Source organism: Pseudomonas sp. TE3911, from assembly GCF_054062775.1.
This window is the reverse complement of sequence record NZ_JBSSFP010000001.1, coordinates 4,682,587-4,704,706: the sequence shown is the minus strand read 5'-3', so window position 1 is coordinate 4,704,706 and position 22,120 is coordinate 4,682,587. Positions and strand designations below refer to the sequence as shown.

Below are 22,120 nucleotides of genomic sequence, written 5' to 3'. Positions count from 1 at the left end.
GACTGCGTCTACCCTGACAACCACTACCTGATATCAGCATAGAATCATTCAGCGAAAAGGGATTTTTTTTACGTGATTCATAGCCTGTTGCTGTTTGTTTGGCTGGCGTTATGCGCCGTGCAAGATATCCGTCAACGCCAGATCGCCAACCGCCTGACGTGGGGTGGGTTGCTGCTGGCATTGGTTTATTTGCTCTTGAGCGGGTCCACCTGGCTAGGGGCATCCGCTGCCGAGGGCGGGTGGGCGTTTACCCTGGCGCTGCTGTTTACCTTGCCCGGTTATGCCTTAGGTCGGCTGGGCGCGGCGGATGTGAAGTTATTGGCGGCGTTGGCGTTGGCAACCAACAGCCAGTACTTGCTCGGCACGTTTGTCGGCGCAGGGCTGGCGAGCGTTGCATGGTTGTTGGTGGCGCCCAGAATGTGGCCGCTGATGAATCAAGGAGTTAGAAACGCTCTCTGTCACCTTGAGCCGCAGGCGTCAAACAAACAGCCATTTGCGCCCTTTTTGTTCGTCGGATTTGTACTCGCTTGGGCTTGGATCCCATTAGTCGTGACGTAGCCTAGTGCTATGTACATAGTAAGAAAGTACGTCTACGTTTAAGGGTGAGTTGTACGGAAAATAAGCGGTTGGAATGGAACGGTTGGTCTTTGGCTTGCCCAGGCATGGAGTCGCGCGTGAACAAGCTTACCTCTCTAGTGAAAGTGCTCGTTGTCGATGATCAACCTTTGATCGTGGAAGAGCTGTGCGAATACCTCGAAAGCAGCGGCTATCGCTGCATCCCATGCCATTCCAGCCTCCAGGCTGTAAAACGTTTCAGCGAAGACGCTGACATCGGCCTGGTGCTGTGCGACCTGCATATGCCGGAAATGGACGGTATCGAGTTGGTGCAAGCGTTGCAGCGTTTGGCCGGTAAACAGCGTGCCTTTGAATCCATCATGCTGACGGGGCGCGCCGACAAACAAGATGTCATCAAGGCCCTGCGCGCAGGAATCGCGGACTATTATCAAAAACCGATCAATCTCCCCGAGTTGCTGGAAGGGTTGCAACGTCAGGAGGCGGTGCTGCAGGAACGGCATAAAAGCCTTGAGCTGGGGCACCTGAACCAGAAGCTGCAATACCTGTCGGCGTCCATCGATGACCTTTATCACGATCTCGACAAGGTGCGTAACAACCCTCAATCCTCCATCAGCGCCACCGAGGCGCAGGGGGAGGGTGAAGCACTTGATGTGGAGATGCCGGTTATTTTCAAACAGTTGTCACCACGTCAATTGGACGTTGCACGGCTGGTGGGCAAGGGGCAGACCAACTACCAGATTGCCTGTGAGCTGGGCATCACTGAAAACACGGTGAAGCTCTACGTTTCCCAGGTGTTGCGCCTCACCCATATGCATAACCGCACGCAGTTGGCGCTGGCGCTGTCACCGAGCAATTCGGCGATACGCCAGCGGGTGACCGCCCACTAGTTGCTACCGCTCGGCGAGGTACCGCCTTGTTTCTGATCGTAGTACTCAGGAATAGGGTGCTTGTAGCTCTCTATCAGGCGCAGCATGGCGCCCTCGCGTTCAGCGGGGGTCGCCTTCTGCGGCTTGGACGACGCCAGTTGGCCGCTGACCTGCAGCTGTAGCCAGCCTTCAGTCTGTTTCTGTTGAGGCGAAGACGGGCCGGGCTCAATGGCCATGGCGGTCAGGGGCAGCGTTGCCAGCAGCAGGTTGGCGAGCAATGCGAGTTTCATCTGGATTCTCCCTGATTGACTGACTTGATAGGCGCCTGCAAGGCATCTCTGACAGCCGCTATTTGATCCTTGGCGGGCGACGCAGGCGAACGCTTGAGTTGCTGCGCCCGGGCCTGGGCCTGGCTGACTTGAACGGGGCTCAACCCCATGCGACTGACCACTTGCGCGGCCTGCCCCCAGTTGTCCTGGTAGATCAGCAGGGTCACCAGGTTAATGGCGGCCAACTGATTGCTCTGGTTGAGCTCCATGGCAGTGAGGAACTCGAAACGTGCATCGTCCATACGCAGTTGGTTGAGGTAGACCACCCCTAAGTCATTGCGGATTTTTTCATCGGTAGGCGAGAGCTGGGCGGCCCGTTGCAAATGGGCCAGGGCTTTACCGTTGTCGCCCTTGGCGACGGCGAGTTGCCCGAGTCCATGTTCGCCTTCAGCCGACAAGCATGTACCCAGCAGGGTTTTGTACAACGGCTCTGCGTCGTTGCGCCCTAACAGCCGGTAGACCTTTGCTTTGCGCAGGCGTACTTGAGGCAAGGAGTCCGGCAGATTTTGCAGATTGGCCAGGCTGGCGTGCAGCTTGCCGTCGTTGGCCATGTCGTCGGCGAGGTTCAGCGAAAGCTCCTGGTCGGCGCTGGGCTTGGAGCAACTGCCGTTAGCGGCGAACCCGGACCAAGGCGTCTGGCCCAGGTTCGCGCAGCCGCTCATGAGCAACAAACTGCACGCGGCAATCAGTGTTTTCATCGGTTGTCCTTTCAAGGCCCCATGGCCTTCGAGATGGCGATAAAGCCGGGACCGGCCAGTACGATCAGTAACGCCGGAAACAGAAAGACCATCATGACCACGGACATCTTGGCCGACATCTTGGAAATGTATTCCTGCATGCGCGTCAGGCGCCGGTCGTCCAGCAGTTGCTTGAGTGCCTGCAGCGACTTCATGGCGCCGCCGCCCTGATGCAGCAGCTGTTGCAGAATCGTGCAGGTGTCGCTGAACTCATCGACGCTCAGCATCAGGCTGGTTTTGTTCAACTCTTCGCCAAGCTCCAGGCCCGAGTCCACCCTGGCCAGCACAATGCGCAATTCCGAAGTGAGTACCGGCAGCAGCTTTTGCGCTTCTTGGGACATCACGCGCAAGGTTTGCTCAACGGCCATGCCGGATTCAAACAGGATGCGCAGCAGCGGAATGAAGGTCGAGATTTCCTGGGTGATCTGCTCTTGGCGCCGTTTGGCCAGTGACGCGAGCACGCGCTTGGGCAGCAGGTAACCGGTGGCCAGCCCGAGGAAGGGCGCTAGCCAAACGGGGTCCGCATCAGGGAAAAACACGCTTTGTATCAGCAGCGTCAGGCCCAGCAGTACCAGTGGCGCGCCCACTTGGCAGGCGGCGAACATCGAGCGCTGCCCGGCCTTGCGCCATCCAATACGGTTGAGCAGGGTTTGGGTTTCGTTGTCGAGGCTGATGGTGCGTTGGCCAATCCGGGTGTTGCCCAGCGTGCGCAACCATCGGCCTATCTTGTCTTCACGCTCGGTCTCGCCCTGCAGCCGCGAGGTGACCACGCGCTGTTGACGACGGTGAGCCAGGACGTTACCGACCAGCAGTAACGTCGCCGCGAAAAACAATACTGCGCTGATCAACATGGCCATGTCAGACGCTCCTCAGCATGCGCCACAGGGCGATGCAACCGAACACCTGCATGGCGAAGGCACCAATTAACATCCACCTGCCGCTGTCATCGGCCCACATACCCACCAGATACGTTGGGTTGGTCACCAGGAAGTAACCGGCCACGCTGATCGGCAGCAACGCCAGCACCACGGCGGTCACGCGAGTCTCCCCCGTCATCGCCCTGAGTTGGCGAGCGCCCTGGTCCCGTTCGCGGATCATTTTGATCAGGTTTTCCAGCAACTCGCTGGCGTTGCCGCCATAGCGATGATTGACCTTCAACCCCAGCGCAAAGAGGCGCAGCTCATCCTGTTCGTAAAACTCGGCAAAGTCGTGCACCGCATCCGGCAGGCTGACCCCGAGGATGACATTGCGCTTGATGCGTCCCATGGACTTCTTCAGCGGGTCATCACTGGCTTCAATGCCACCCAGCACGGCGTCCGCCAGCGTGCGGCCGGATTTGAGGCTGCGTACGGCGTGATCGAGCAACTGAGGCAACTGCTCAATCATCCGGCGCAAACGGCGTTGATAGCGCAGGGCCAGGTAGAACCGCAGGATCAGGGGCGGCAGTACGACCATCGTCAGCAAGCCCAGCCATTCGGCAGCCAGGAAACCGAGCGCCACGCCAAAGCCCCAAAGCATGAGCCATAGCCCCAGGCGTTCGGTGGGCTTGCCCAGGCCGGCACGGATGAACATACGTTCAAGGCTGGTCACGACGGCCTTGTCATTCACTGCCTTAGGTTGGCCCTGGCCCAGTCGCTCCATCACACGCTCGGCCTGTGCCTGGCGCAAGCCACTGCGCATCATGTGCGTCGCCAGCAACAGCATGCCCAGAGAGATCAATGCGAGCAGGATCGGACCGATCATCAGGCGGCTCCTACAACGGCAGCGGGATTTCGCGGCGCAGTTTGTCGCCGGCGGGGTTGATGGCTTCGCGCAGGAAACCGAAGCCGGTGCGCTTGTCATGCCGGAACAGCGTGTTGGTGACGTACACGTCATCACGCACGCCCACGACTTCCACCACTTCACTGACGCAACGGCGACCGTCGGGCAAACGCGTCAGTTGGATCACCACATCCAGTGCCGCGCAGATCATCTGGCGCAGGGTTTTCTCCGCGACCACGCGGCCGGTGAGTCCCACCAGCGTCTCCAGGCGCAGCAGCGCATCCTGTGCGTTGTTGGCGTGCACGGTGCTCATCGACCCGTCATGGCCGGTGTTCATCGCCGTGAGTACATCGAGCACTTCCACGCCACGAATCTCCCCCAGAATGATGCGGTCCGGGCGCATCCGCAGGGCGTTGCGAATCAGGTCGCTGGCCTTCACTTCGCCGTGCCCTTCGGCATTCGGCGGGCGGGTTTCCAGGCGTACTACGTGGGGGTGGCCCAGTTGCAGTTCGGCCACATCTTCGATGGTGACGAGCCGCTCATGGGGGTTGATCAGTTGGCTCAGAATGTTCAGCAGCGTGGTTTTACCGGTGCCGGTACCGCCGCTGATCAAGATGTTGCAGCGCTTGCCCACGGCCTCTTGGAAGAACTCGAAAATCAGTTGATCGATGGTCTGCATGGCCATCAGGTCGCTGCTTTTGAGCATGTCCTTGCGAAACTTTCGGATCGACAGGCAGGGGCCGTCCAGGGCAATCGGAGGAATGATCGCATTGACCCGACTCCCGTCCGGCAACCGCGCATCGACCATGGGTGACGACTCATCCAGTCGTCGCCCCAAGGGTGCGAGGATGCGTTGCATGACCCGCTCCACATGGTGGTCGTCGATAAAACGCAGGTCGCTTTGGTGCAGCAGGCCATCGCGTTCGACGAACACTCGGTGGGGGCCGTTGACCAGGATTTCAGTGACGGATGTATCGCGCAGCAGCACCTCAAGCGGCCCGAAACCGGTGAGTTCGTCGACGATTTCTTCTGCCAGGCGCTCCATTTCATAGCGGGAGATCGCCAGGTGCATGCGGGTGATGTACTCGGCGACTTTATCCATCACAAATTGCGCCAAAGATTGGCGCGTGCCTTCCAACAGGTTTTTCCCCGACTCCTCTATGGCATCAATGATGTAGCGGTGCAGGACCAGTTTGAGGCCGTCGTGATCGGTGTTGTCGACGGTGCCGCGTAAGGGCGAACCGAACAGTTTATCGCTGCTCATTTCGTACTCCAGAGACGGGTAAGCCAGTTGGCCGGTGGTTTCTCAAGGCCTTCGGAGCGTTTGGCCAGGCGCTCGCCAAGGGTGCGCAGGCCTTGGGTGAGCGGCTCGCGGGGCGATAACGCAAATAAGGTCTGGCCCTGATTTTTGGCATTCAGGCGGATTTCCGCGCTCAGGGGCAGCACGGCAATCACTTCCAGGCCGAAGGTCTTGCCCAGCGCTTCGGCCTCCGGTGCGGCGCCTTTGATATAGCGGTCGACCAGCAGACGGCCGTGCTCCAGTTTCATGCCTTTTTCACGCCATCGATTGAGCACCGCCAGGTTGCGTCGGCAGTCGAGCACGCTTTGATCGGTGCACCACAGCAACTTGTCGCAATGGCTGACGAAGGTGCGCAGCGCTTCGCTGTCCGGCTGGCCGGTAAGGTTTACGACAATGTGCTGGAAGTGTTGGCGCAGGGCGCTGAGCAGCATGTACAGCTCGGCAGCGCTGGTTTGCTCCAGCGATTCGTCGCCGTCGGTGTAGGCCAGAATGCGCAGACCAGCCTCGGCCGAGGTAAAGGCGCTGTTGATCAAGGTGGCATCCAGGCGTCGTAAGTGGCGCAGGGCATCACCGAAGTGAAACGAGCTTTCCAGGCCCAACAGCGCCAGGCTGTCGCCCCGAGGCAGTCCCAAATCCAGTACCAGGGTTTGCTGCCCGCTTTTTTGCACCACTTGCGCCAGGTGGGTGGCCAGTAATGCGCCGTCGGTACCGCATTGGGTGCCATAGAGCACCGTCAGGCCACCCAGGTGAGTGGTGTGGCTGACCGTCGGCAGGCGCTTGCTCAGGCGTCGAACCAGGCCGGCCACTTCACTGGAACGCGAGCCATAGGCGACAAAGTCGCGGGCGCCGGCCCGCATGGCATTGAGTACGAGTTGATTGTCCATGCCGTCGCCCAGCGCGACGATGGCCAACATGGGTTTGGCCTCCAGTGCCCCTTCAATCAGCGCACATTGCGTGGTGACGTTTTCACGGTCCAGGCCGATGAAGACCAGGTTGGCGAAGGTCACGTCGACCAGTGCCAGCAGTTCGTCCAGACTGCCGCCGCCGGCACTGACCACTTGGCCCAACGGTGCAAGCGCGCCCTGAAGCCACTCCAGATCGGTGCTGTTACGCGTTATTGCCAGAAACGTTTGGCTCAGGCTTTCGCTCATTGGGACAGCCCCGTGCGACGGTCGAAGTTGCCATTTTCAAGGAAAAACAGGCGGTACCAATTAGGGTCGTAGCTGCGCAGCTTTTCGCCGGGCAGGGACGGCAACTGCGCATCGGCCGCCAGGGGTTGTACGAGGTGGGGGGTGACGATCATCAGCAACTCTTTTTCCTCGCGGCTGATGTTGGAATCGCGGAAGAACGCACCCAGGATCGGGATGTCGCCCAGGCCGGGAAATTTGTTGATGGTGGAACGGTTGTTGGTGCTGATCAGGCCACTGATGACGAAGCTTTCGCCATCGGCCAGGGACACGCTGGTGTCGGTGCGACGCACAGTGAGTGCGGGTACCTGAATGCCCTGGATCTGCACGGCGTTGCTGTAGTCCAGTTCGCTGACCTCCGGTGCGACCTTGAGGGTGATGCGGTTTCGATCGACCACGGTGGGGGTCAGGGTCAACCGAATACCAAACTCCTTGTACTCGATGGAGATGGTGTCGCTGCCGGCGCTGGGCACCGGAATGGGCACTTCGCCCCCGGCCAGGAACGTTGCGCTTTGTCCGCTCAGGGCGACCAGGCTGGGCCGCGCCAGGGTGTAGGCAAAACCGCTGCTTTCCAAGGCATTGATCATCGCCGACACGCGCCCGCCGCCGAAGCCGATATTGAAGTTGGAGGCGCTCACCGGCAGAGCCAAGGTGTTAGCGCTGGGCACCGCGAGGTTGGGGCTGCCGATCAGGAAGTTTTTGCCAATCCCCAGGATCGAGGTGCTTGCCTCCTTGAGCTTGGTGCGACTGACTTCGACGAAGCGGATATCGGTCTGTACCTGGCTCGGCAGCAAGGGGTCGTCCGAGGGGGACAGCGACAAGCTGGTTAACGCTGAAGTGGCTTTGCCTTTGACGAACACCATGCTCTGGCGTGGGGTGTTAGAGCACGCGGTCCAGATCATGAGGCTGGTGGCACCTTGGGAGATGCCAGTCAGCAGGAACGCCTGGTTGCCGTTGACTTGAACGTCGGCGATTTTGGGGTCGCCGACCGCCAGGCGGGTAATGGCAACCGGGGATTGCATGGCTTGTTGCATGCCTTCACCGACTTCGAGCGTCGCAGGAAGCTTGCCCAGGCTGGCGCAGTTGCCCGGTGCTGCCTGTGCGAGCGCGATGGGCAGCGTCAGGGTGACGAGGGCCCAGAACGCTCGTGAAAAAAACCTCAGGGAACGACTGCTCATTCAAGGCATCCTTAGCGCTATCTGGGCGTTTGTTGAGTAACCTGGTTGCCGCGTATCACCTCGACACCCGAGCGACGTGGAGCGCTGGTGGTGGCCGATGGGCTGAAGTTGCTGGTGGGTGGTGCAGTAAAGGCCAACTGATTGAACTGGTAGAGGTCGCGCTTGGCGTTGTCGAGGTTTGCCGCTGATTCATTGGTGCCCGACCAGTATTGGCTCAAGCGTTGTTCGTCAGCGCTGCGCAGGGCCAGGCGCATTGCACCGGCTTGCGTGGCAAGCACCAACCGACTCATCAGTTGTTCTGGAACGGCCAGCAACACGGTGCGCGCACTGGCACGGCTCTGTTGTTGCTTGGCTTTGTCTTCGGCCGTTGTTGCTACAGGGGAGCCGGGTTTACCGTCATTGGTCAGCCCGAGTTGGTCACCCACTCCAAGCAGGCGAAGTGCGGGGACTACGGTTTGCGCCGAGGGTTGCGGGTTACCGTTTTCCTGGCGCAGGTACAGCATCACGTCAACATAATCACCCGGGTTCAATTGCCCAGCGGCGCCGGTTACTTCATCCACGGCAACGGCCAGCGCGCGTTCGTCAGAGCGGATCATCCGGGCGAGGCTTCCGCCAGCCTCGAAGCTTTGTTCGGTCAGCCAGGTTCCGGCTTCCAGGCTGCGCCAAGGCGTGCGTCCGATGGCTTGCTCCAGCGTGGTGAGGCTGCCAGCCGGTGCAGTGCGCAGTTTTTCCAGGGTCAGGTCGGCGGCGGTGAGGGCGACGAAGGGCGGCACGTCGTGGGCCAGTACCACCACGGGTTGACGTGTCGGGTCTTCGACGGGGGCCACTGAAGAGGGGTTGGCAACGGGCTGAGCAACCACGGCGGCCGCCGGTTCCGGACGGCTCAACACGAGGCCCCAATAACCGGCAATCAGCGCTCCCAACAAGAGCAACCCGGCCAGAATCATACTGATGCGACTGCTCATAAAGGCTCTCCCTTTCCCACTGCAGAACCTGCTGTCTGGTCCATCCAGCACTGCGCAATCAGTTCACTATCAAGGTCTAACTATTTCGCTATTTGAAGGTAGTTCAGCTAGGACGAAATGCCATTACTCCTTGGAAAATTTCTCTTCATTAGTGGGAAATAAGGTTCTTCAGGCGTCATCGATTTGGCTACTACTTTGTGATTAGTCGCTTATTACAGTTGTTGGGAGTGGATTTGCCGACAATGCTCTAATGGCACAGCGAGATCATGCTGTAGCCCAGCTACATCAGCGCCCGGAGCGCAAAGGAGAAGTCAAATGTTCCTTGACGTCATTCGCAAGGTGTTTATCAAAATCCAGATTTTGTCTTACGGAAGAGAGGGGGCCTCCGGTATCGAATATGCAATTGTCGCGGCGATGTGTGCAGCGGTGATCGGGCTGTTCATGACGCCCATCAGCACTAAAGTGAAAGCCATTTTTACATCGATTCAGACCGGTATCGGCACTTGAGCTTTTAACCCTTGTTGGAGAGTCGCATGTCAGCAATTGGCAAGGTGTTCTTAAAGCTTCAACTGATGGTCTGCGCCAGGGATGGCGCTTCCGGTATTGAGTACGCCATTGTGGCTGCCATGTGTGCAGCTGTGATCGGTATCTTCATGACGCCCATCAGCGACAGAGTCACTGCGCTGTTCAAGTTGGTCGAAGCCAGTATCTTGTCCACTTGATCAATGGCGCGATACGACTACCCTGAGTGCACGTTTAGTATCAGGATCCTTACATGAGCCCCATGTCGTCCCCCCGGCAACAAATCCTGTTAGTGGACGACGAAGAGGACGCGCTGATCGAGCTCGCCGAATCCCTCGGAAACGAGGGGTTTGTGTGCTTTACGGCAACATCCGTCACCTTCGCCCTGCAAGAGTTGACACTTCACCCCGATATCGCCTTGGTCATCACCGACCTGCGCATGCCCGAGGAAAGCGGTATCTCCTTGATCAAGCGCCTGCGCGAACACACCTCACGCTCGCACCTGCCGGTGATTGTGATGTCCGGTCATGCCGAAATGGATGACGTCAGCGACATGCTGCGCCTGCAGGTCCTGGATCTGTTTCGCAAGCCGATTTACCTGGTGCGGTTGATTGATACGTTGGACAGCTTGTTTCCTCTCAGCAAACGGTAGGGCTTTTGGGGACTGCTGCGCAGTCGAACACGAGCAAGCCCGCTCGCCACAACAAGCCCTCTTACCACAGCAAGCGTGTCTGCCGCAGAACCCCGCTCAGCCTAAACTGAGCGCTGTGGGCCGTGTCAGAGTTGATAGCTGAAACTCAAGGTATACCGCGGCTGGCGGTTGAGGCTGTCGAGGGCCTCGTCCGACATCGGCTTGGCCGCTTCGAGCGCGATGTTGTAATACTTCGCGTCGCCAAAGCGCAGGCCCACGGCGGCTGAAGACAGGTTGTTGCCTTTGATGGTCTGGTCGTTGAACCAGGTCTTGGCACGGTCGAACACGATGTAGGGTTGCAGGATTCTCACCCACTCGCCGGCACGGTTGTAGCTGTAGTTGACCTCATAGGCCATGCCCCAGCCCTTGTCGCCCGAGCCTTGATCATCGGGGTAGCCACGACCGAAGTTCTGCCCGCCGAAGGTGGCGCGCTCGCTGTCGGGCAAGGTGTCGTCACTCCAATAGAGCGCTCCTGACAGCACGCCCTGAACGTTGCCGAACAGCTTGTTGCTTTGCACGCCCGATAGGCGCAGGCGGAAGAAGTCCAAGTCAGGTTTTAGGCCTTCGAGGTCGCTGCGTGTCTTGGCGCCCATGCCGTCGATGCCTTGGTACAGCCCCGCGCTGAGGATGCGCAGTTGGTCGGCGTCGGCCTTGCGCCAGTCGCCTTCGAACGCCACGGCGCGCAGGTTGGTTTCGATGTCAAAGCGCTGGGGGAATCCCACCAGTTGATAGCGGGTTTTCTGGTCGACCCCATAGAACCGCGTGCCCAGGGTCAACGACTCGGTGGGCGAGGCGATCAGCGGGTGGCTCAGGCCAATGGAGAATCGGTCGATTGCCTGATGGGGCTTGAGTTCGAAGCCGCCGCCCAGTTGCAGGTTGGTGCCGGGGTCGGCGCGATAGCGTTCACCGGATAGCACCAGTTGGGTGCCCTCGGCATTGACGAATTGGCTGTAGGCGGCGCGGTAGTAGTGTTCTTTGTCGTCGCCCGGTGGGAACAGGCCGCTCACGCTCAGTTGTTCACCCATGGCGGTCTGGGAATTGCTGGTGGCGGTTAACAACGCTTGCGTGCCGCCACGACTGGCTTGGTTGAGGCTCATGCTGGTGGTGAAAGGCTTGCGGCTGGCAGTGATCTGCATGTGGGTGCCGCCGTCGGTGGTGCCAGGTGGCGGCACTTGCGCTTGCAAGGTGACGCCGGGGATCGCGCCCATGAGTGTGGTGTAGCGCTCGAAGGTTTTACGGGTCAGTGGGCGCTCGGCCTTGAGTTTGTCGGCGAGCTTTTCGACGTAGGACGACACTGAGCCAATATCGCCTTGTACTTGGTAATCGCGGATATAACCCTCCACCAGAATGACGTGCACCAGGCCGTCATCGAAGCGTTGCTCCGGCAGGAACGCATAGGACAGTAGGTAGCCGTCTGCCTGGTAGCGCCGGGTGATGCTGCGTGTCGCCTCGATCAATTGGGCCAGGTTGGTTTCGTGGCCGATCAAGGGCTCGAACGCCAGGGCAACGTCGTTGAGCGGGTAGACCGTGCCGCCGTCGATCTGCAGTTTGCGAATGGTCACCTTGGTGTCCATCAGTAACGGTTGCGCCTCACTCGCCGCAGGGGTGGGCAGCTGCGTTTGCGGGGTGTTCGGGCGGTAGGCATCGGCGGGCAGATTGGGCACCGGCAGGTTGCGGATGGTGTCGTTGCTATTGAGGAAGCTGGGCAGGGTATCGGCGTGGGCGTAAGCACTGAGGGTGAGCAATAACAACGGTGTCAAAGCGCGCATAGGACACTCCATGGTCAAAGCAGCAGCGTTTTGCAGGTGCCCGCCGGGCTCTGGAGGCGCGGTTCGGGTGTTTTTCAGGGGCCGTTCAGTGGCCCTAAAAAAAGACGAGAGATTTATTAGATCTCTCGTCTCAACCAAGCGTAGGCGCTGTAGGTGAGGCCGTCTAATCGGCCAGGTGCAATTCTATTTTTTGCCGGTGAGCCCACCGAGCAACCCCCCCAGGCCACCGCTGGTGCTGGCCCCGGCACTGGCACTGGCGCCGGCAGATGCGCTGCCGCCCAGGTTCAAGCCGCCGCCGAGCAACCCGCCGCCGCTGGTACCGCCGGTGACCAGGCCACCCACCGACGCCACGGTGCCGCCGACAGCGCTCACGGTGCCGCCCAGGGCGTTGGTGACCGGGTTGGCATTGGCGCCGCTGATTTTGCCGCCCAGGCTGTTGACGGCGCCGCCGACGTTAGTCACCAGGCCATTGACTGGCGCGCCCAGGCCGGTGGCGTTGCCGACGTTTTGGGTCAGGCTGGCGATGCCACTGGTGGCAGGGTTAAGTGCGCTGCCGAGGTTGGTGGTCACCGCCATGATCGGAGCGCCCGCGGCGGTGTTTGGAGTGCCGCTGCCGCCCAGCAAGGTGCCCAGAGATGCTACCGTGCCGCCGGCGCTGGCGCCGGTGACGCCAGCAGCGCTCACCACGCCATTGGTATTGCCGGCGTTGAGGCCGTTGCCGGCGCCGGCGATGACACCACCGATCAGTTCCGGCAGACCGAGTTTGACGCCACTGCCGCTACCGCCGCCGTTGCCGGTGGCTGGGTCGACATAGCCGCTTGCGGTGCCGACCACGGTGCCGACGCCATTGAGCAGGTTACCCACGGCGCCGGTCACAGGGTTACCGGTGCCGCCAGCGCCGGCGACTTTATCGCCGAGGCCATCGACGGTGCTGCCGACTTTATCCAGCAGGCCGCCGACCGGGCTGTCCAGGCCCGTTGCGTTGCCAACTTTGCCGGTGGTTTTTTCCACCAGCGAGACGACCGGCACCAGCACTCGGGCGCCCACGGCATTTGTCACATTGCCCAGCGGGCCGGTGGTGCTGGCGGTGCTCAGGGTATCGCCGAGCATGGTCACCACGTTGCCGACTTTGTCGACCGCGCCGCCCACCACTGGCGCAGTTGCGCTGACCACGGGTACTTTACCCAGCAGCGTGCGCACGTTAGCGCCGGTGGTGCTGACGCCATCGCCCAGATCGGAAACACCTTGGCCTACGCCGTCGAGAGTGTTGCCCAGTGCATTGCTGTCAGTGCCCAACGAGCCGAGCCCATCCGACAGGCCGTTGCCGATGCTGCCGACCGCAGTGCCGGTGGCCACCACCAGACCTTGGGTGGTCGCGCCAACAATCGGCAAGCTGCCGAGGGTGGTGCCGAGACTGCTGACGGTGCCGCCCACGCCGGTCACGGTGTTGCCCAGCGTGTCGACGACGGTCGCGGTGACCAGTGGCGTGGTGGTGCCTCCACCGGTGCCTCCACCAGTGCCTCCACCGGTACCTCCACCAGTGCCGCCACCAGTGCCGCCACCAGTACCGCCACCGGTACCGCCACCGGTACCTCCGCCAGTACCTCCACCGGTTCCGGCAGTATCCGAAGAGGAGGAGCCGCTACTGTGATGCCCGCCACCACCGCTGCTGCAGCCACCGAGTGTCATTGCTATTGCCAGGGCCAACGCGGTACTTGCTTTCCAAAACACTACTTGAGTTTTCATGATTGAATTCCTTGCACCCGTACAACCTTAGTTGTCTTCAAACGCTCGTTATTTCTTGGGATAGCGATGCGTTTGTCCGTAGGTCTATAACAGACCCGGGTGCGTGTTCCCTCAAGGCTCAACTTGGTATTAACGATTTATATAGAGGGCGTGAAGTGTGTGCTTAATGACTAGTCGTAAGGGTATAAGGGGAGGGCGTATCAAGATGTATATGTCTTTTGGATCAGTGGCTTAAATAAAAATAGCGGACTTTTTTAAGTCCGCTATTACTTAGGGTATATATATACAATTAAGCAGGTGTTGTTATGCGATTGGCCGCCACTTTCCCACCATATGTTCAATATCTCCCGCGCCCTTCAACAGTAATTCGCCACTGGAACCGGCGGTGCTGCTGTGCAAAGTCACTTCGCTGGGCAGGCGCACCGGTTTTTTGAATACCACTTCGATTTCTATATTGGCAGCGGGCAGGTGCTCACCGAGTGCGGCCAGTGTGCGGGCCTTGTTCCACAGTCCGTGGGCGATGGCCTGGGGGAAGCCAAACAACTTGGCAGTCGGGGCACTCAGGTGAATCGGGTTGTAGTCGCCGGAGACCCTCGCATAGCGACGGCCGATATCCGAAGGGGCCTTCCAGCGGGTCAGTTCGCTGATGTGTACAGGTGTGGGCTGGGTGTCATCGGCAGCTTCGCCTTCGAGTTTTACGCCTCGGCAGAGCATTCGGCTCTCGGCTTCCCACAGCACTCCGAGAGAATCTTCAACGCTGGTTACCACTTCAAAGGTTGCGCCCTTGGCGTGAGGTTGGAGGTTTTGCGCGTGCACGCTTATGAAGAGTTCGTTTACCCCGCCCAATGGGCGATGGATTCGAATGCAATTGCTCAGGTGGATCAACCCCAGCAACGGGAAGGGAAATGCCTTGGCCGTGAGCAACTGCATTTGCAATCCAAACGCCAGGATGTGTGGGTAGGTCGCCGGTAGGATCGGGCTGTCGGCAAAACCGCAGACCTTGCGATACGCCGCGACGTCCTTGGGGTTGACGCTGACCCGGCAGCGCAGCCCCTGTTCAGGCAGTGTGCTGCCGGTAATCTTGCGCTTGAGCGCCGCTCGCCAATACAACGGCGGCAGAAACGGGGTATTGCCTAAGGTCTGCCATTCCATGCTCACGCTCCCAATAGACTTTGCCCGCACACCCGCAATGCTTGCCCGCTGACCGCGCCGGAACCGGGCTGGCCCAGCCAGGCCACAGCTTCGGCGACGTCCTGCGGCAAACCGCCTTGGCCCAGGGAGCTCATGCGGCGCCCGGCTTCACGCAGGGCGAACGGGATGTGTGCGGTCATCTGGGTTTCGATAAAGCCTGGCGCCACGGCATTGATGCTGATCCCGCGCTCCTTGAGCAACGGCGCCCACGCCTGCACCAGGCCGATCAAACCCGCCTTACTCGCGGCATAGTTGGTTTGCCCACGGTTACCGGCGATGCCGCTGATGGACGCCAGCACCACCACGCGGGCGTTGTCGTGCAGGCTGCCGCTGTCGAGCAGCGCTTTGGTCAGTACCTGCGGTGCATTGAGATTGACCGCGAGCACCGCATCCCAGTATTCCGGGGTCATGTTGGCAAGGGTTTTGTCACGGGTGATACCGGCGTTATGCACCAGAATATCGAGGCCATCGGGCAGGTGTTCGATCAACTGGCTGGCGGCGTCTTCGGCGCAGATATCCAGCACCACCGTGCGAGCACCCAGGCGCGCCGCCAGGGCTTCGAGGTCGGCCTTGGCCTGGGGGACGTCAAGGAGAATGACCTCAGCGCCGTCGCGGGTCAGGGTTTCAGCGATAGACGCGCCGATGCCACGCGCCGCACCCGTGACCAGCGCCTTGCGCCCGGCCAGTGGGCGGGTCCAGTCCTCAACGGGCGTGGCGCAAGCCTCCAGGCGAATCACCTGGCCGGAAATGTAGGCGCTTTTCGGTGAGAGGAAGAAACGCAGCGCGCCTTCCAGCTGGTCTTCGGCACCTTCGCCGACGTAGAGCAATTGCAACACGCCGCCGTTGCGCAGTTCCTTGGCCAAGGAGCGGCTGAACCCTTCCAAGGCCCGCTGGGCGCTGGCGGCAAACGGGTCGCTGAGACTTTCCGGGGCGCGGCCGAGGATCACCAGGTGGGCGCTGTTATCGAGGTTTTTCAGCAGGGGCTGGAAGAACTCGCGCAGTTGCTTGAGCTGGTCGGTGTGTTGCAGCTCGCTGGCATCGAACACCACGGCCTTGAGCTTGGGGCCGTGCCCGGGAATCCACGTCGATGACTCGGCGCCGTAGGTATAAATCGCGTCGGTGAGTTTGTTGGCAAATGCCTGCACCTTGCTTGTCAGGGCTCCACCGCCCAGCAGCAGTGCACCGTCTACCGGGCGTAGGCGTCCGGCTTGCCAGCGTTCCAGGCGTACCGGTGACGGCAGGCCAAGGGCGGCGACCAGGCGATGGCCGAGGCTTGAGTTGGCGAAGTCGATATAACGGTCAGACATGGAACGCTCTCCGAAGGCTGGGGTTCAAAGGGTTGACCATCCCAGGGTAGCAGTCGTTCGACTAGGCTCAGTGATCAAGCCCATAACAGACAGAGGGAGCTTTCCATGACTCAATTGCGCCGTGTAGCGATCATTGGCGGTAACCGCATTCCTTTCGCCCGTTCCAATGGCCCCTACGCCACGGCGAGCAACCAGGCGATGCTGACCGCCGCCTTGGAAGGCTTGATCGAACGCTACAACCTGCACGGCCTGCGCATGGGCGAGGTGGCCGCCGGCGCGGTGCTCAAGCATTCGCGCGACTTCAACCTGACCCGCGAATGCGTGCTGGGCTCGCGCCTGTCGCCGCAGACCCCGGCCTATGACATCCAGCAGGCCTGCGGCACCGGGCTGGAGGCGGCATTGCTGGTGGCCAACAAGATTGCCTTGGGCCAGATCGAATGCGGCATCGCCGGTGGGGTGGACACCACGTCAGACGCACCGATTGGGGTGAATGAAGGGCTGCGCAAGATCCTGCTGCAAGCCAACCGCAGCAAATCCATGGCGGATAAATTAAAAGTCCTGTTACAACTTCGTCCCCATCACCTTAAGCCAGAACTGCCGCGCAATGGCGAGCCGCGTACCGGTTTGTCCATGGGCCAGCACTGTGAGTTGATGGCGCAGACCTGGCAGATCCCCCGGGCCGAGCAAGACCAGCTTGCGCTGGAGAGCCACCAGAAAATGGCGGCCGCCTATGCCGAAGGCTGGCACAACGATCTGCTCACCCCGTTTCTGGGCCTGACCCGCGACAACAACCTGCGTCCCGACCTGACCCTGGAAAAACTCGCCGCCCTCAAGCCCGCCTTCGAGCGCAGCGAAAAGGGCACGCTCACCGCCGGCAACTCCACACCGCTCACCGATGGTGCATCTCTTGTGCTGCTGGGCAGTGAGGCTTGGGCGAAGGAGCGGGGGCTGCCGATCCTGGCGTATCTGCGCGATGGCGAAGCGGCGGCGGTGGATTTCGTCAACGGCGCCGAAGGCCTGTTGATGGCTCCGGTGTATGCGGTGCCGCGTCTGTTGGCGAGGAATGGCCTGACGCTGCAGGACTTCGATTATTACGAGATCCACGAAGCATTCGCGGCCCAGGTGTTGTGCACGCTAAAAGCCTGGGAAGATGCGGATTACTGCAAGACCCGCCTGGGGCTGGACGCGCCGTTGGGCGCCATCGACCGCAGCCGGTTGAATGTGAAGGGCAGCTCCCTGGCCGCCGGGCACCCATTTGCCGCCACCGGCGGGCGTATCGTCGCCAACCTGGCTAAGTTGCTGGATGCGGCGGGCAAGGGCCGAGGGCTGATTTCGATCTGCGCGGCGGGCGGTCAAGGGGTGACGGCGATCATTGAGCGTTGATTGCAGCCGAAACTGGCATATAGGATGCATTCTTGAGTGGTCAAAGATCGGTAGCCCCTCCCACCGGCGAGCCGATTGCCGTATAACGAGTGCCATACGCGTATTTGGTAATAAAGGACCCACAATAAAAGCTGATGAAGACTCCTAAACGCATTGAACCCCTGATCGAAGACGGTCTGGTCGACGAAGTGCTGCGCCCTCTCATGAGTGGTAAAGAAGCAGCTGTTTATGTGGTGCGCTGCGGCAACGAATTGCGTTGCGCCAAGGTTTACAAGGAGGCGAACAAACGAAGTTTTCGTCAGGCATCCGAATACCAGGAAGGCCGTAAGGTCCGTAACAGCCGTCAGGCCCGGGCCATGGCCAAGGGCTCCAAGTTCGGTAAGAAAGAAACCGAAGATGCCTGGCAGAACGCCGAAGTGGCGGCACTGTTCCGCCTGGCCGGCGCGGGCGTTCGCGTGCCCAAGCCCTACGACTTCCTCGAAGGCGTGCTGTTGATGGAGCTGGTGGCCGACGAGTACGGCGATGCGGCGCCGCGTCTGAATGACGTGACACTGGAGCCGGACCAGGCGCGCGAATACCACGCCTTCCTGATTTCCCAGATCGTGCTGATGCTGTGTACCGGCCTGGTACACGGTGACTTGTCCGAGTTCAACGTACTGCTTACCCCCACGGGCCCGGTGATTATTGACCTGCCCCAGGCGGTGGATGCGGCGGGCAACAACCACGCGTTCAACATGCTGGAACGGGATGTGGGCAACATGGCCTCCTACTTCGGGCGTTTTGCCCCGGAGTTGAAGAAGACCAAGTACGCCAAGGAAATGTGGGCGCTGTACGAAGCCGGTACCTTGCACCCGGCCAGCGTCTTGACCGGCGAGTTCGACGAGCCGGAAGAGTTGGCGGATGTGGGCGGTGTGATTCGCGAGATTGAAGCGGCGCGGCTGGATGAAGAGCGCAAGCAAGCGATTCGGGCGGCAGATGATGCTCCGCCGAGCAAAGCGTCCGAAGAACCGCCACCGCCGCCTTGGATGCAATGATCTTCGGGTAAATGAAGATCAAAATGTGGGAGGAGGCTTGCTCCCGATAGCGGTGTGTCAGTTACAGATATTGAGACTGACCCACCGCCATCGGGAGCAAGCCCCCTCCCACATTGGTTTTGTAGTCAGTCAGTTAGAGCCTCACGCGCAGCAGCTTCCCGACGCCAACTCCTTGAGAATCGGACAATCCGGCCGATGATCGCCCTGGCAGTGCTCAACCAGATCTTGCAACGTATCCCGCAACTGCCCCAGCTCCAGAATCTTCTGGTTCAGCGCCTCGATATGCTGGCGCGCCAAGGCTTTCACGTCGGCGCTGGCCCGTTGCCGGTCCTGCCACAGGGTCAGCAGCTTGCCGACCTCTTCCAATGAAAACCCCAGATCCCGCGAGCGTTTGATAAACGCCAATGTGTGCAAGTCGTCCGGGCCGTACACACGGTAGCCACTGTCGGTGCGTTGGGCGGCTTTGAGCAGGCCGATGGATTCGTAGTAGCGAATCATCTTGGCGCTCAGCCCGCTTTGGCGTGCGGCTTGGCCGATGTTCATGGGCGTTGATCCTCCAGGTCAGTGGGTTTCCAGGTTTTCAACAACAGTGCATTGCTCACCACGCTGACGCTGGACAAGGCCATAGCCGCGCCCGCCAGCACCGGGTTGAGCAGGCCGAATGCGGCCAGGGGAATACCGATCAAGTTATACACAAACGCCCAGAACAGGTTCTGGCGGATTTTTGCGTAGGTCTTGCGGCTGATCTCCAGAGCGGCCGGCACCAGGCGTGGATCGCCGCGCATCAGGGTGATACCGGCAGCATGCATGGCCACGTCGGTGCCTCCGCCCATGGCGATGCCGATATCGGCCGCCGCCAGGGCCGGGGCGTCGTTGATGCCGTCGCCGACCATCGCCACCACGTCGGTTTTTTTCAGCTCGGCGACGGTGGCGGCTTTATCGGCGGGCAGCACTTCAGCGTGAACATCTTCGATGCCCAGTGCGTGCGCCACCACGCGGGCGCTGCCGCGGTTGTCGCCGGTGAGCAAGTGGCTGCTGATGTGCTGGGCCTTGAGTTGCTCAACGGCTTCCAACGCACCGGGTTTGAGGGTGTCGCCAAAGGCGAACAACCCGAGTACGCGCGGTTGTGGACCCTGTTCGATCAGCCAGGACAGGGTGCGGCCTTCGGACTCCCAATCGCTGGCGACACCTGCCAAGTCACCCGCGCTCAAGCCGATTTCTTCCAGCAGACGGCGATTGCCCAGTGCCAGTGGCCGACCGTCGAGGGTGCCGGCAATGCCGCGCCCGGTCAGGGATTGGCTGACGCTTACATCAGGCACCTTCAGCCCTTGTTCGCTGCAGGCATCCAACACGGCTTTTGCCAGGGGATGTTCGCTGCCGCGTTGCAGCGCGCCGGCCTGTTGCAGCAGCAGGGCTTGATTGCCATCCACCGCGACCAAGTGCGCGATTTTTGGCGTGCCGGAGGTGAGGGTGCCCGTCTTGTCGAAGACCACGGCGCTCACTGCGTGGGCGCGCTCCAGCGCTTCGGCGTCCTTGATCAGGATGCCGTAGCGGGCGGCGACACCGGTGCCGGCCATGATTGCAGTCGGCGTGGCCAGGCCAAGGGCGCAAGGGCAGGCGATCACCAGCACGGCCACGGCGTTGATAATCGCGGTCTCCAGCGACGCGCCGTACAGCCACCATCCCACTAGCGTGAGCACCGCCAGTACCAGCACGGTCGGGACGAAGACCTGGCTGACTTTATCCACCAGTTTCTGAATCGGCGCCTTGGCGGCTTGAGCGTCTTCCACCAGTCGGATGATGCGTGCCAGGACACTTTCGGCACCAAGGGCGGTGGTGCGCACCAGCAGACGACCTTCGCCGTTGATGGCACCGCCGGTGACTTTATCGCCGGGTTGTTTCGGCACCGGCAGGCTTTCACCGCTGATCAACGCCTCGTCGGCATGGCTTTGGCCTTCGATCACTTCACCGTCCACCGGGAAACGCTCGCCGGGTTTGACCAACACCAGGTCATCGAGCTTCAACGCGCTGATGGCGACGTCTTCTTCACGGCCATCCTGCACACGCAGTGCACGTTCAGGGCGCAGGGCTTCCAGCGCACGGATGGCGCTGGCAGTCTGGCGTTTAGCACGGCTTTCCAGGTATTTGCCCAGCAATACCAAGGCAATTACCACCGCTGAAGCTTCGAAGTACAGGTGCGGCGCCATACCCGCATGTGCGGTGAGCCATTCATAAATGCTCAGGCCGTAACCGGCACTGGTGCCGATGGCGACCAGCAGGTCCATATTACCGGCGCCGGCGCGTACGGCTTTCCAGGCGGCTATGTAGAAGCGCGCACCGAAAATGAATTGCACCGGCGTGGCGAGGGCGAACTGCACCCAGGGCGGGAGCATCCAGTGCAGGCCAAAGGGCTCCACCAGCATCGGCAGCACCAACGGCAATGCCAGCGCAATGGCCAGCAGCAGCGACCAACGCTCGCGGTGCAGGCGCTGGGCTTGATCGGTATCGGTGGCGATTTCGCTTTGAGGCAGGCTGGCGCTGTAACCGGCCTTGTCGACCGCCGCAATCAGCACGGCGGGGTCCATTTGGCCCTGCACTTCGACGTGGGCGCGCTCGTTGGCCAGGTTGACACTGACGCTTTGCACCCCCGGCACCTTGCCCAGCGCACGCTCGACACGCCCGGCACAGCTGGCGCAGGTCATGCCGCTGATGGGCAGATCAAAGGTGGTGGATCCATTCATGGGGCATTCCTCCAGAAGAAGTTGCCCCTAGCATCAACCTTGACCTGTGGGTAAGGTCAAGCGCCTTCAGTAATCCAATGCAGCCGCTTTGAGGTACATGCCATCCGGGCCCTGGGCGATCCGTAACTTGCGTACGTCACCGGCCTTGAGCGTGATGTTTTGCGCGGGCGGGGCGAGCAGGCCAGGCAGGCAGCCCGCAGCTTGGCCCGGCAGCAGCTTCAGGCGCAGTGACACATTGCCGGCGGGCAGGTTGAACGAGGTGGCCTGCTCCTGGTACAGGCGCCCGGCCAACTGGTCTTGGATGTACAGGCCGATCTCGCAATTGGTCAGCACTTCCAGGCGTTCCCGGGAAATGATCAACACCGCATAGTCTTGATCGGCACTGGCCATGGGCGCAGCGGCAGACAAACTCATCAAGCCGGCAAGGGCAAAATACGACCAGCGCATGGCGAATGCTCCGTGGTGTGAATCAAAGATGGTTCAAGCTTGGCCGACAGTGCCGCCGAATACCAGCCCGGCCGATTTTTTCAGAACTTGACCTTGCCATTGTGGCAAGGTCGAGACTGGGTTCAACCTCATCAAAGGAGTTATGTCATGCAAGTATTCAGTGTTGAAGGAATGACCTGCGGCCATTGCGTCCGGGCGGTGACCCAGGCGGTACAGAGTAAGGATTCAAGCGCCAGTGTGAAGGTCGACCTGGCCGCCAAGGAAGTGGGCGTGGAAAGCCGCTTGTCTGCCGAAGAGGTGATCAGCTTGATCACTGAGGAAGGCTACAGCGCCAAGCTCGCCTGATTTTAATAGTTAGCGAGCTATCGTTATGTTCAAGGCATCCAGGCC

General features: G+C 60.7%; 23 protein-coding genes. 8 read left to right on the top strand and 15 right to left on the bottom strand.

Going from position 1 to position 22,120, the window contains the following annotated elements; all coding sequences use genetic code 11:
• Positions 1-72 precede the first annotated feature (72 nt).
• Both ACVWXD_RS21455 and ACVWXD_RS21450 read left to right on the top strand, forming a co-directional pair.
• Positions 73-558: a prepilin peptidase gene (locus tag ACVWXD_RS21455; RefSeq protein WP_260367348.1), complete on the top strand. Its 486-nt coding sequence runs from the start codon at positions 73-75 to the stop codon at positions 556-558.
• A gap of 116 nt (positions 559-674) precedes the next feature.
• The gene (locus ACVWXD_RS21450; RefSeq protein WP_457371305.1) at positions 675-1,463 is read left to right on the top strand and encodes a response regulator; all 789 of its coding nucleotides are present in this window, start codon (positions 675-677) and stop codon (positions 1,461-1,463) included.
• Here the strand turns inward: ACVWXD_RS21450 and ACVWXD_RS21445 are convergent.
• From ACVWXD_RS21445 to cpaB, 8 genes are read right to left on the bottom strand one after another with little or no spacing between them, the layout of a single operon-like run.
• Positions 1,460-1,732 carry a DUF3613 domain-containing protein gene (locus tag ACVWXD_RS21445; protein WP_032887136.1) on the bottom strand — a complete coding sequence of 91 codons (273 nt, stop codon included), beginning with the start codon at positions 1,730-1,732 and terminating at the stop codon, positions 1,460-1,462. The two genes, ACVWXD_RS21450 and ACVWXD_RS21445, sit on opposite strands and share 4 nt — an antisense overlap.
• Positions 1,729-2,469, bottom strand: coding sequence for a tetratricopeptide repeat protein (locus ACVWXD_RS21440; protein ID WP_032887135.1), 741 nt, complete (start codon positions 2,467-2,469; stop codon positions 1,729-1,731). Before ACVWXD_RS21440 ends, ACVWXD_RS21445 begins: the two co-directional genes overlap by 4 nt.
• A gap of 11 nt (positions 2,470-2,480) precedes the next feature.
• Positions 2,481-3,365, bottom strand: a complete 885-nt coding sequence (locus ACVWXD_RS21435) for a type II secretion system F family protein (RefSeq protein ID WP_032887134.1) — start codon at positions 3,363-3,365, stop codon at positions 2,481-2,483.
• A gap of 1 nt (position 3,366) precedes the next feature.
• Positions 3,367-4,251 (bottom strand): type II secretion system F family protein, encoded by an 885-nt coding sequence (locus tag ACVWXD_RS21430; protein WP_032887133.1) that lies wholly within the window; start codon positions 4,249-4,251, stop codon positions 3,367-3,369.
• A gap of 10 nt (positions 4,252-4,261) precedes the next feature.
• Entirely contained in the window at positions 4,262-5,533 is a 1,272-nt protein-coding gene (locus ACVWXD_RS21425) for a CpaF family protein (RefSeq protein ID WP_032887132.1), read from the bottom strand.
• Positions 5,530-6,720, bottom strand: coding sequence for a pilus assembly protein (locus ACVWXD_RS21420; protein ID WP_032887131.1), 1,191 nt, complete (start codon positions 6,718-6,720; stop codon positions 5,530-5,532). The genes ACVWXD_RS21425 and ACVWXD_RS21420 overlap by 4 nt, the downstream gene beginning before the upstream one ends.
• On the bottom strand, positions 6,717-7,934 hold the full coding sequence (locus ACVWXD_RS21415) for a type II and III secretion system protein family protein (RefSeq protein WP_122682049.1): 1,218 nt from the start codon (positions 7,932-7,934) through the stop codon (positions 6,717-6,719). Before ACVWXD_RS21415 ends, ACVWXD_RS21420 begins: the two co-directional genes overlap by 4 nt.
• A gap of 17 nt (positions 7,935-7,951) precedes the next feature.
• Entirely contained in the window at positions 7,952-8,899 is a 948-nt protein-coding gene (cpaB, locus tag ACVWXD_RS21410; RefSeq protein ID WP_122756797.1) for a Flp pilus assembly protein CpaB, read from the bottom strand.
• 315 nt (positions 8,900-9,214) lie between these two features.
• Here cpaB and ACVWXD_RS21405 point away from each other — a divergent pair, with 315 nt between their 5' ends.
• From ACVWXD_RS21405 to ACVWXD_RS21395, 3 genes are read left to right on the top strand one after another with little or no spacing between them, the layout of a single operon-like run.
• Positions 9,215-9,406, top strand: a complete 192-nt coding sequence (locus ACVWXD_RS21405) for a Flp family type IVb pilin (protein ID WP_032887128.1) — start codon at positions 9,215-9,217, stop codon at positions 9,404-9,406.
• Positions 9,407-9,432: 26 nt separating this feature from the next.
• A complete protein-coding gene (locus ACVWXD_RS21400) occupies positions 9,433-9,621 on the top strand; it encodes a hypothetical protein (RefSeq protein WP_032887127.1) in 189 nt (62 codons plus the stop codon).
• A 53-nt stretch (positions 9,622-9,674) separates the two neighbouring features.
• Positions 9,675-10,073 (top strand): response regulator, encoded by a 399-nt coding sequence (locus ACVWXD_RS21395; protein ID WP_032887125.1) that lies wholly within the window; start codon positions 9,675-9,677, stop codon positions 10,071-10,073.
• Between the two features lie 125 nt (positions 10,074-10,198).
• Here ACVWXD_RS21395 and ACVWXD_RS21390 read toward each other — a convergent pair whose 3' ends face one another.
• The 4 genes from ACVWXD_RS21390 to ACVWXD_RS21375 form a co-directional block, all read right to left on the bottom strand.
• Positions 10,199-11,881: a ShlB/FhaC/HecB family hemolysin secretion/activation protein gene (locus tag ACVWXD_RS21390; RefSeq protein WP_457371304.1), complete on the bottom strand. Its 1,683-nt coding sequence runs from the start codon at positions 11,879-11,881 to the stop codon at positions 10,199-10,201.
• A 183-nt stretch (positions 11,882-12,064) separates the two neighbouring features.
• Complete coding sequence (locus ACVWXD_RS21385; protein WP_286838962.1) at positions 12,065-13,627, bottom strand: collagen-like triple helix repeat-containing protein; 1,563 nt, start codon at positions 13,625-13,627, stop codon at positions 12,065-12,067.
• A 303-nt stretch (positions 13,628-13,930) separates the two neighbouring features.
• Positions 13,931-14,779 carry a MaoC family dehydratase gene (locus ACVWXD_RS21380; protein WP_260367343.1) on the bottom strand — a complete coding sequence of 283 codons (849 nt, stop codon included), beginning with the start codon at positions 14,777-14,779 and terminating at the stop codon, positions 13,931-13,933.
• Positions 14,780-14,781: 2 nt separating this feature from the next.
• Positions 14,782-16,125, bottom strand: a complete 1,344-nt coding sequence (locus ACVWXD_RS21375) for a 3-oxoacyl-ACP reductase (RefSeq protein WP_179179566.1) — start codon at positions 16,123-16,125, stop codon at positions 14,782-14,784.
• A 105-nt stretch (positions 16,126-16,230) separates the two neighbouring features.
• On the opposite strand from ACVWXD_RS21375, the gene ACVWXD_RS21370 reads away from it, so the two are divergent.
• Together ACVWXD_RS21370 and ACVWXD_RS21365 are read left to right on the top strand one after the other, a co-directional pair.
• Entirely contained in the window at positions 16,231-17,508 is a 1,278-nt protein-coding gene (locus tag ACVWXD_RS21370; RefSeq protein ID WP_032887120.1) for an acetyl-CoA C-acetyltransferase, read from the top strand.
• Between the two features lie 134 nt (positions 17,509-17,642).
• Entirely contained in the window at positions 17,643-18,542 is a 900-nt protein-coding gene (locus ACVWXD_RS21365; RefSeq protein WP_032887119.1) for a PA4780 family RIO1-like protein kinase, read from the top strand.
• Between the two features lie 141 nt (positions 18,543-18,683).
• Here ACVWXD_RS21365 and cueR read toward each other — a convergent pair whose 3' ends face one another.
• From cueR to ACVWXD_RS21350, 3 genes are all read right to left on the bottom strand, one after another.
• On the bottom strand, positions 18,684-19,085 hold the full coding sequence (gene cueR / locus ACVWXD_RS21360; protein ID WP_181644396.1) for a Cu(I)-responsive transcriptional regulator: 402 nt from the start codon (positions 19,083-19,085) through the stop codon (positions 18,684-18,686).
• Positions 19,082-21,283, bottom strand: a complete 2,202-nt coding sequence (locus ACVWXD_RS21355) for a heavy metal translocating P-type ATPase (protein ID WP_181644395.1) — start codon at positions 21,281-21,283, stop codon at positions 19,082-19,084. The genes cueR and ACVWXD_RS21355 overlap by 4 nt, the downstream gene beginning before the upstream one ends.
• A 66-nt stretch (positions 21,284-21,349) precedes the next feature.
• Positions 21,350-21,730, bottom strand: coding sequence for a hypothetical protein (locus ACVWXD_RS21350; protein WP_032887115.1), 381 nt, complete (start codon positions 21,728-21,730; stop codon positions 21,350-21,352).
• A gap of 147 nt (positions 21,731-21,877) precedes the next feature.
• Between ACVWXD_RS21350 and ACVWXD_RS21345 the strand changes: the two genes are divergently transcribed.
• Positions 21,878-22,075, top strand: a complete 198-nt coding sequence (locus ACVWXD_RS21345) for a heavy-metal-associated domain-containing protein (RefSeq protein WP_032887113.1) — start codon at positions 21,878-21,880, stop codon at positions 22,073-22,075.
• Positions 22,076-22,120 lie beyond the last annotated feature (45 nt).

Coding starts and splice junctions, on each gene's coding strand:
- ACVWXD_RS21365 (WP_032887119.1), top strand. CDS start 17,643: ATGAAGACTCCTAAACGCATTGAACCCCTGATCGAAGACGGTCTGGTC.
- ACVWXD_RS21445 (WP_032887136.1), bottom strand. CDS start 1,732: ATGAAACTCGCATTGCTCGCCAACCTGCTGCTGGCAACGCTGCCCCTG.
- ACVWXD_RS21385 (WP_286838962.1), bottom strand. CDS start 13,627: ATGAAAACTCAAGTAGTGTTTTGGAAAGCAAGTACCGCGTTGGCCCTG.
- ACVWXD_RS21425 (WP_032887132.1), bottom strand. CDS start 5,533: ATGAGCAGCGATAAACTGTTCGGTTCGCCCTTACGCGGCACCGTCGAC.
- ACVWXD_RS21430 (WP_032887133.1), bottom strand. CDS start 4,251: ATGATCGGTCCGATCCTGCTCGCATTGATCTCTCTGGGCATGCTGTTG.
- ACVWXD_RS21395 (WP_032887125.1), top strand. CDS start 9,675: ATGAGCCCCATGTCGTCCCCCCGGCAACAAATCCTGTTAGTGGACGAC.
- ACVWXD_RS21380 (WP_260367343.1), bottom strand. CDS start 14,779: ATGGAATGGCAGACCTTAGGCAATACCCCGTTTCTGCCGCCGTTGTAT.
- ACVWXD_RS21440 (WP_032887135.1), bottom strand. CDS start 2,469: ATGAAAACACTGATTGCCGCGTGCAGTTTGTTGCTCATGAGCGGCTGC.
- ACVWXD_RS21375 (WP_179179566.1), bottom strand. CDS start 16,125: ATGTCTGACCGTTATATCGACTTCGCCAACTCAAGCCTCGGCCATCGC.
- ACVWXD_RS21390 (WP_457371304.1), bottom strand. CDS start 11,881: ATGCGCGCTTTGACACCGTTGTTATTGCTCACCCTCAGTGCTTACGCC.
- ACVWXD_RS21400 (WP_032887127.1), top strand. CDS start 9,433: ATGTCAGCAATTGGCAAGGTGTTCTTAAAGCTTCAACTGATGGTCTGC.
- cpaB (WP_122756797.1), bottom strand. CDS start 8,899: ATGAGCAGTCGCATCAGTATGATTCTGGCCGGGTTGCTCTTGTTGGGA.
- ACVWXD_RS21420 (WP_032887131.1), bottom strand. CDS start 6,720: ATGAGCGAAAGCCTGAGCCAAACGTTTCTGGCAATAACGCGTAACAGC.
- ACVWXD_RS21355 (WP_181644395.1), bottom strand. CDS start 21,283: ATGAATGGATCCACCACCTTTGATCTGCCCATCAGCGGCATGACCTGC.
- ACVWXD_RS21350 (WP_032887115.1), bottom strand. CDS start 21,730: ATGCGCTGGTCGTATTTTGCCCTTGCCGGCTTGATGAGTTTGTCTGCC.
- ACVWXD_RS21370 (WP_032887120.1), top strand. CDS start 16,231: ATGACTCAATTGCGCCGTGTAGCGATCATTGGCGGTAACCGCATTCCT.
- cueR (WP_181644396.1), bottom strand. CDS start 19,085: ATGAACATCGGCCAAGCCGCACGCCAAAGCGGGCTGAGCGCCAAGATG.
- ACVWXD_RS21435 (WP_032887134.1), bottom strand. CDS start 3,365: ATGGCCATGTTGATCAGCGCAGTATTGTTTTTCGCGGCGACGTTACTG.
- ACVWXD_RS21415 (WP_122682049.1), bottom strand. CDS start 7,934: ATGAGCAGTCGTTCCCTGAGGTTTTTTTCACGAGCGTTCTGGGCCCTC.
- ACVWXD_RS21345 (WP_032887113.1), top strand. CDS start 21,878: ATGCAAGTATTCAGTGTTGAAGGAATGACCTGCGGCCATTGCGTCCGG.
- ACVWXD_RS21405 (WP_032887128.1), top strand. CDS start 9,215: ATGTTCCTTGACGTCATTCGCAAGGTGTTTATCAAAATCCAGATTTTG.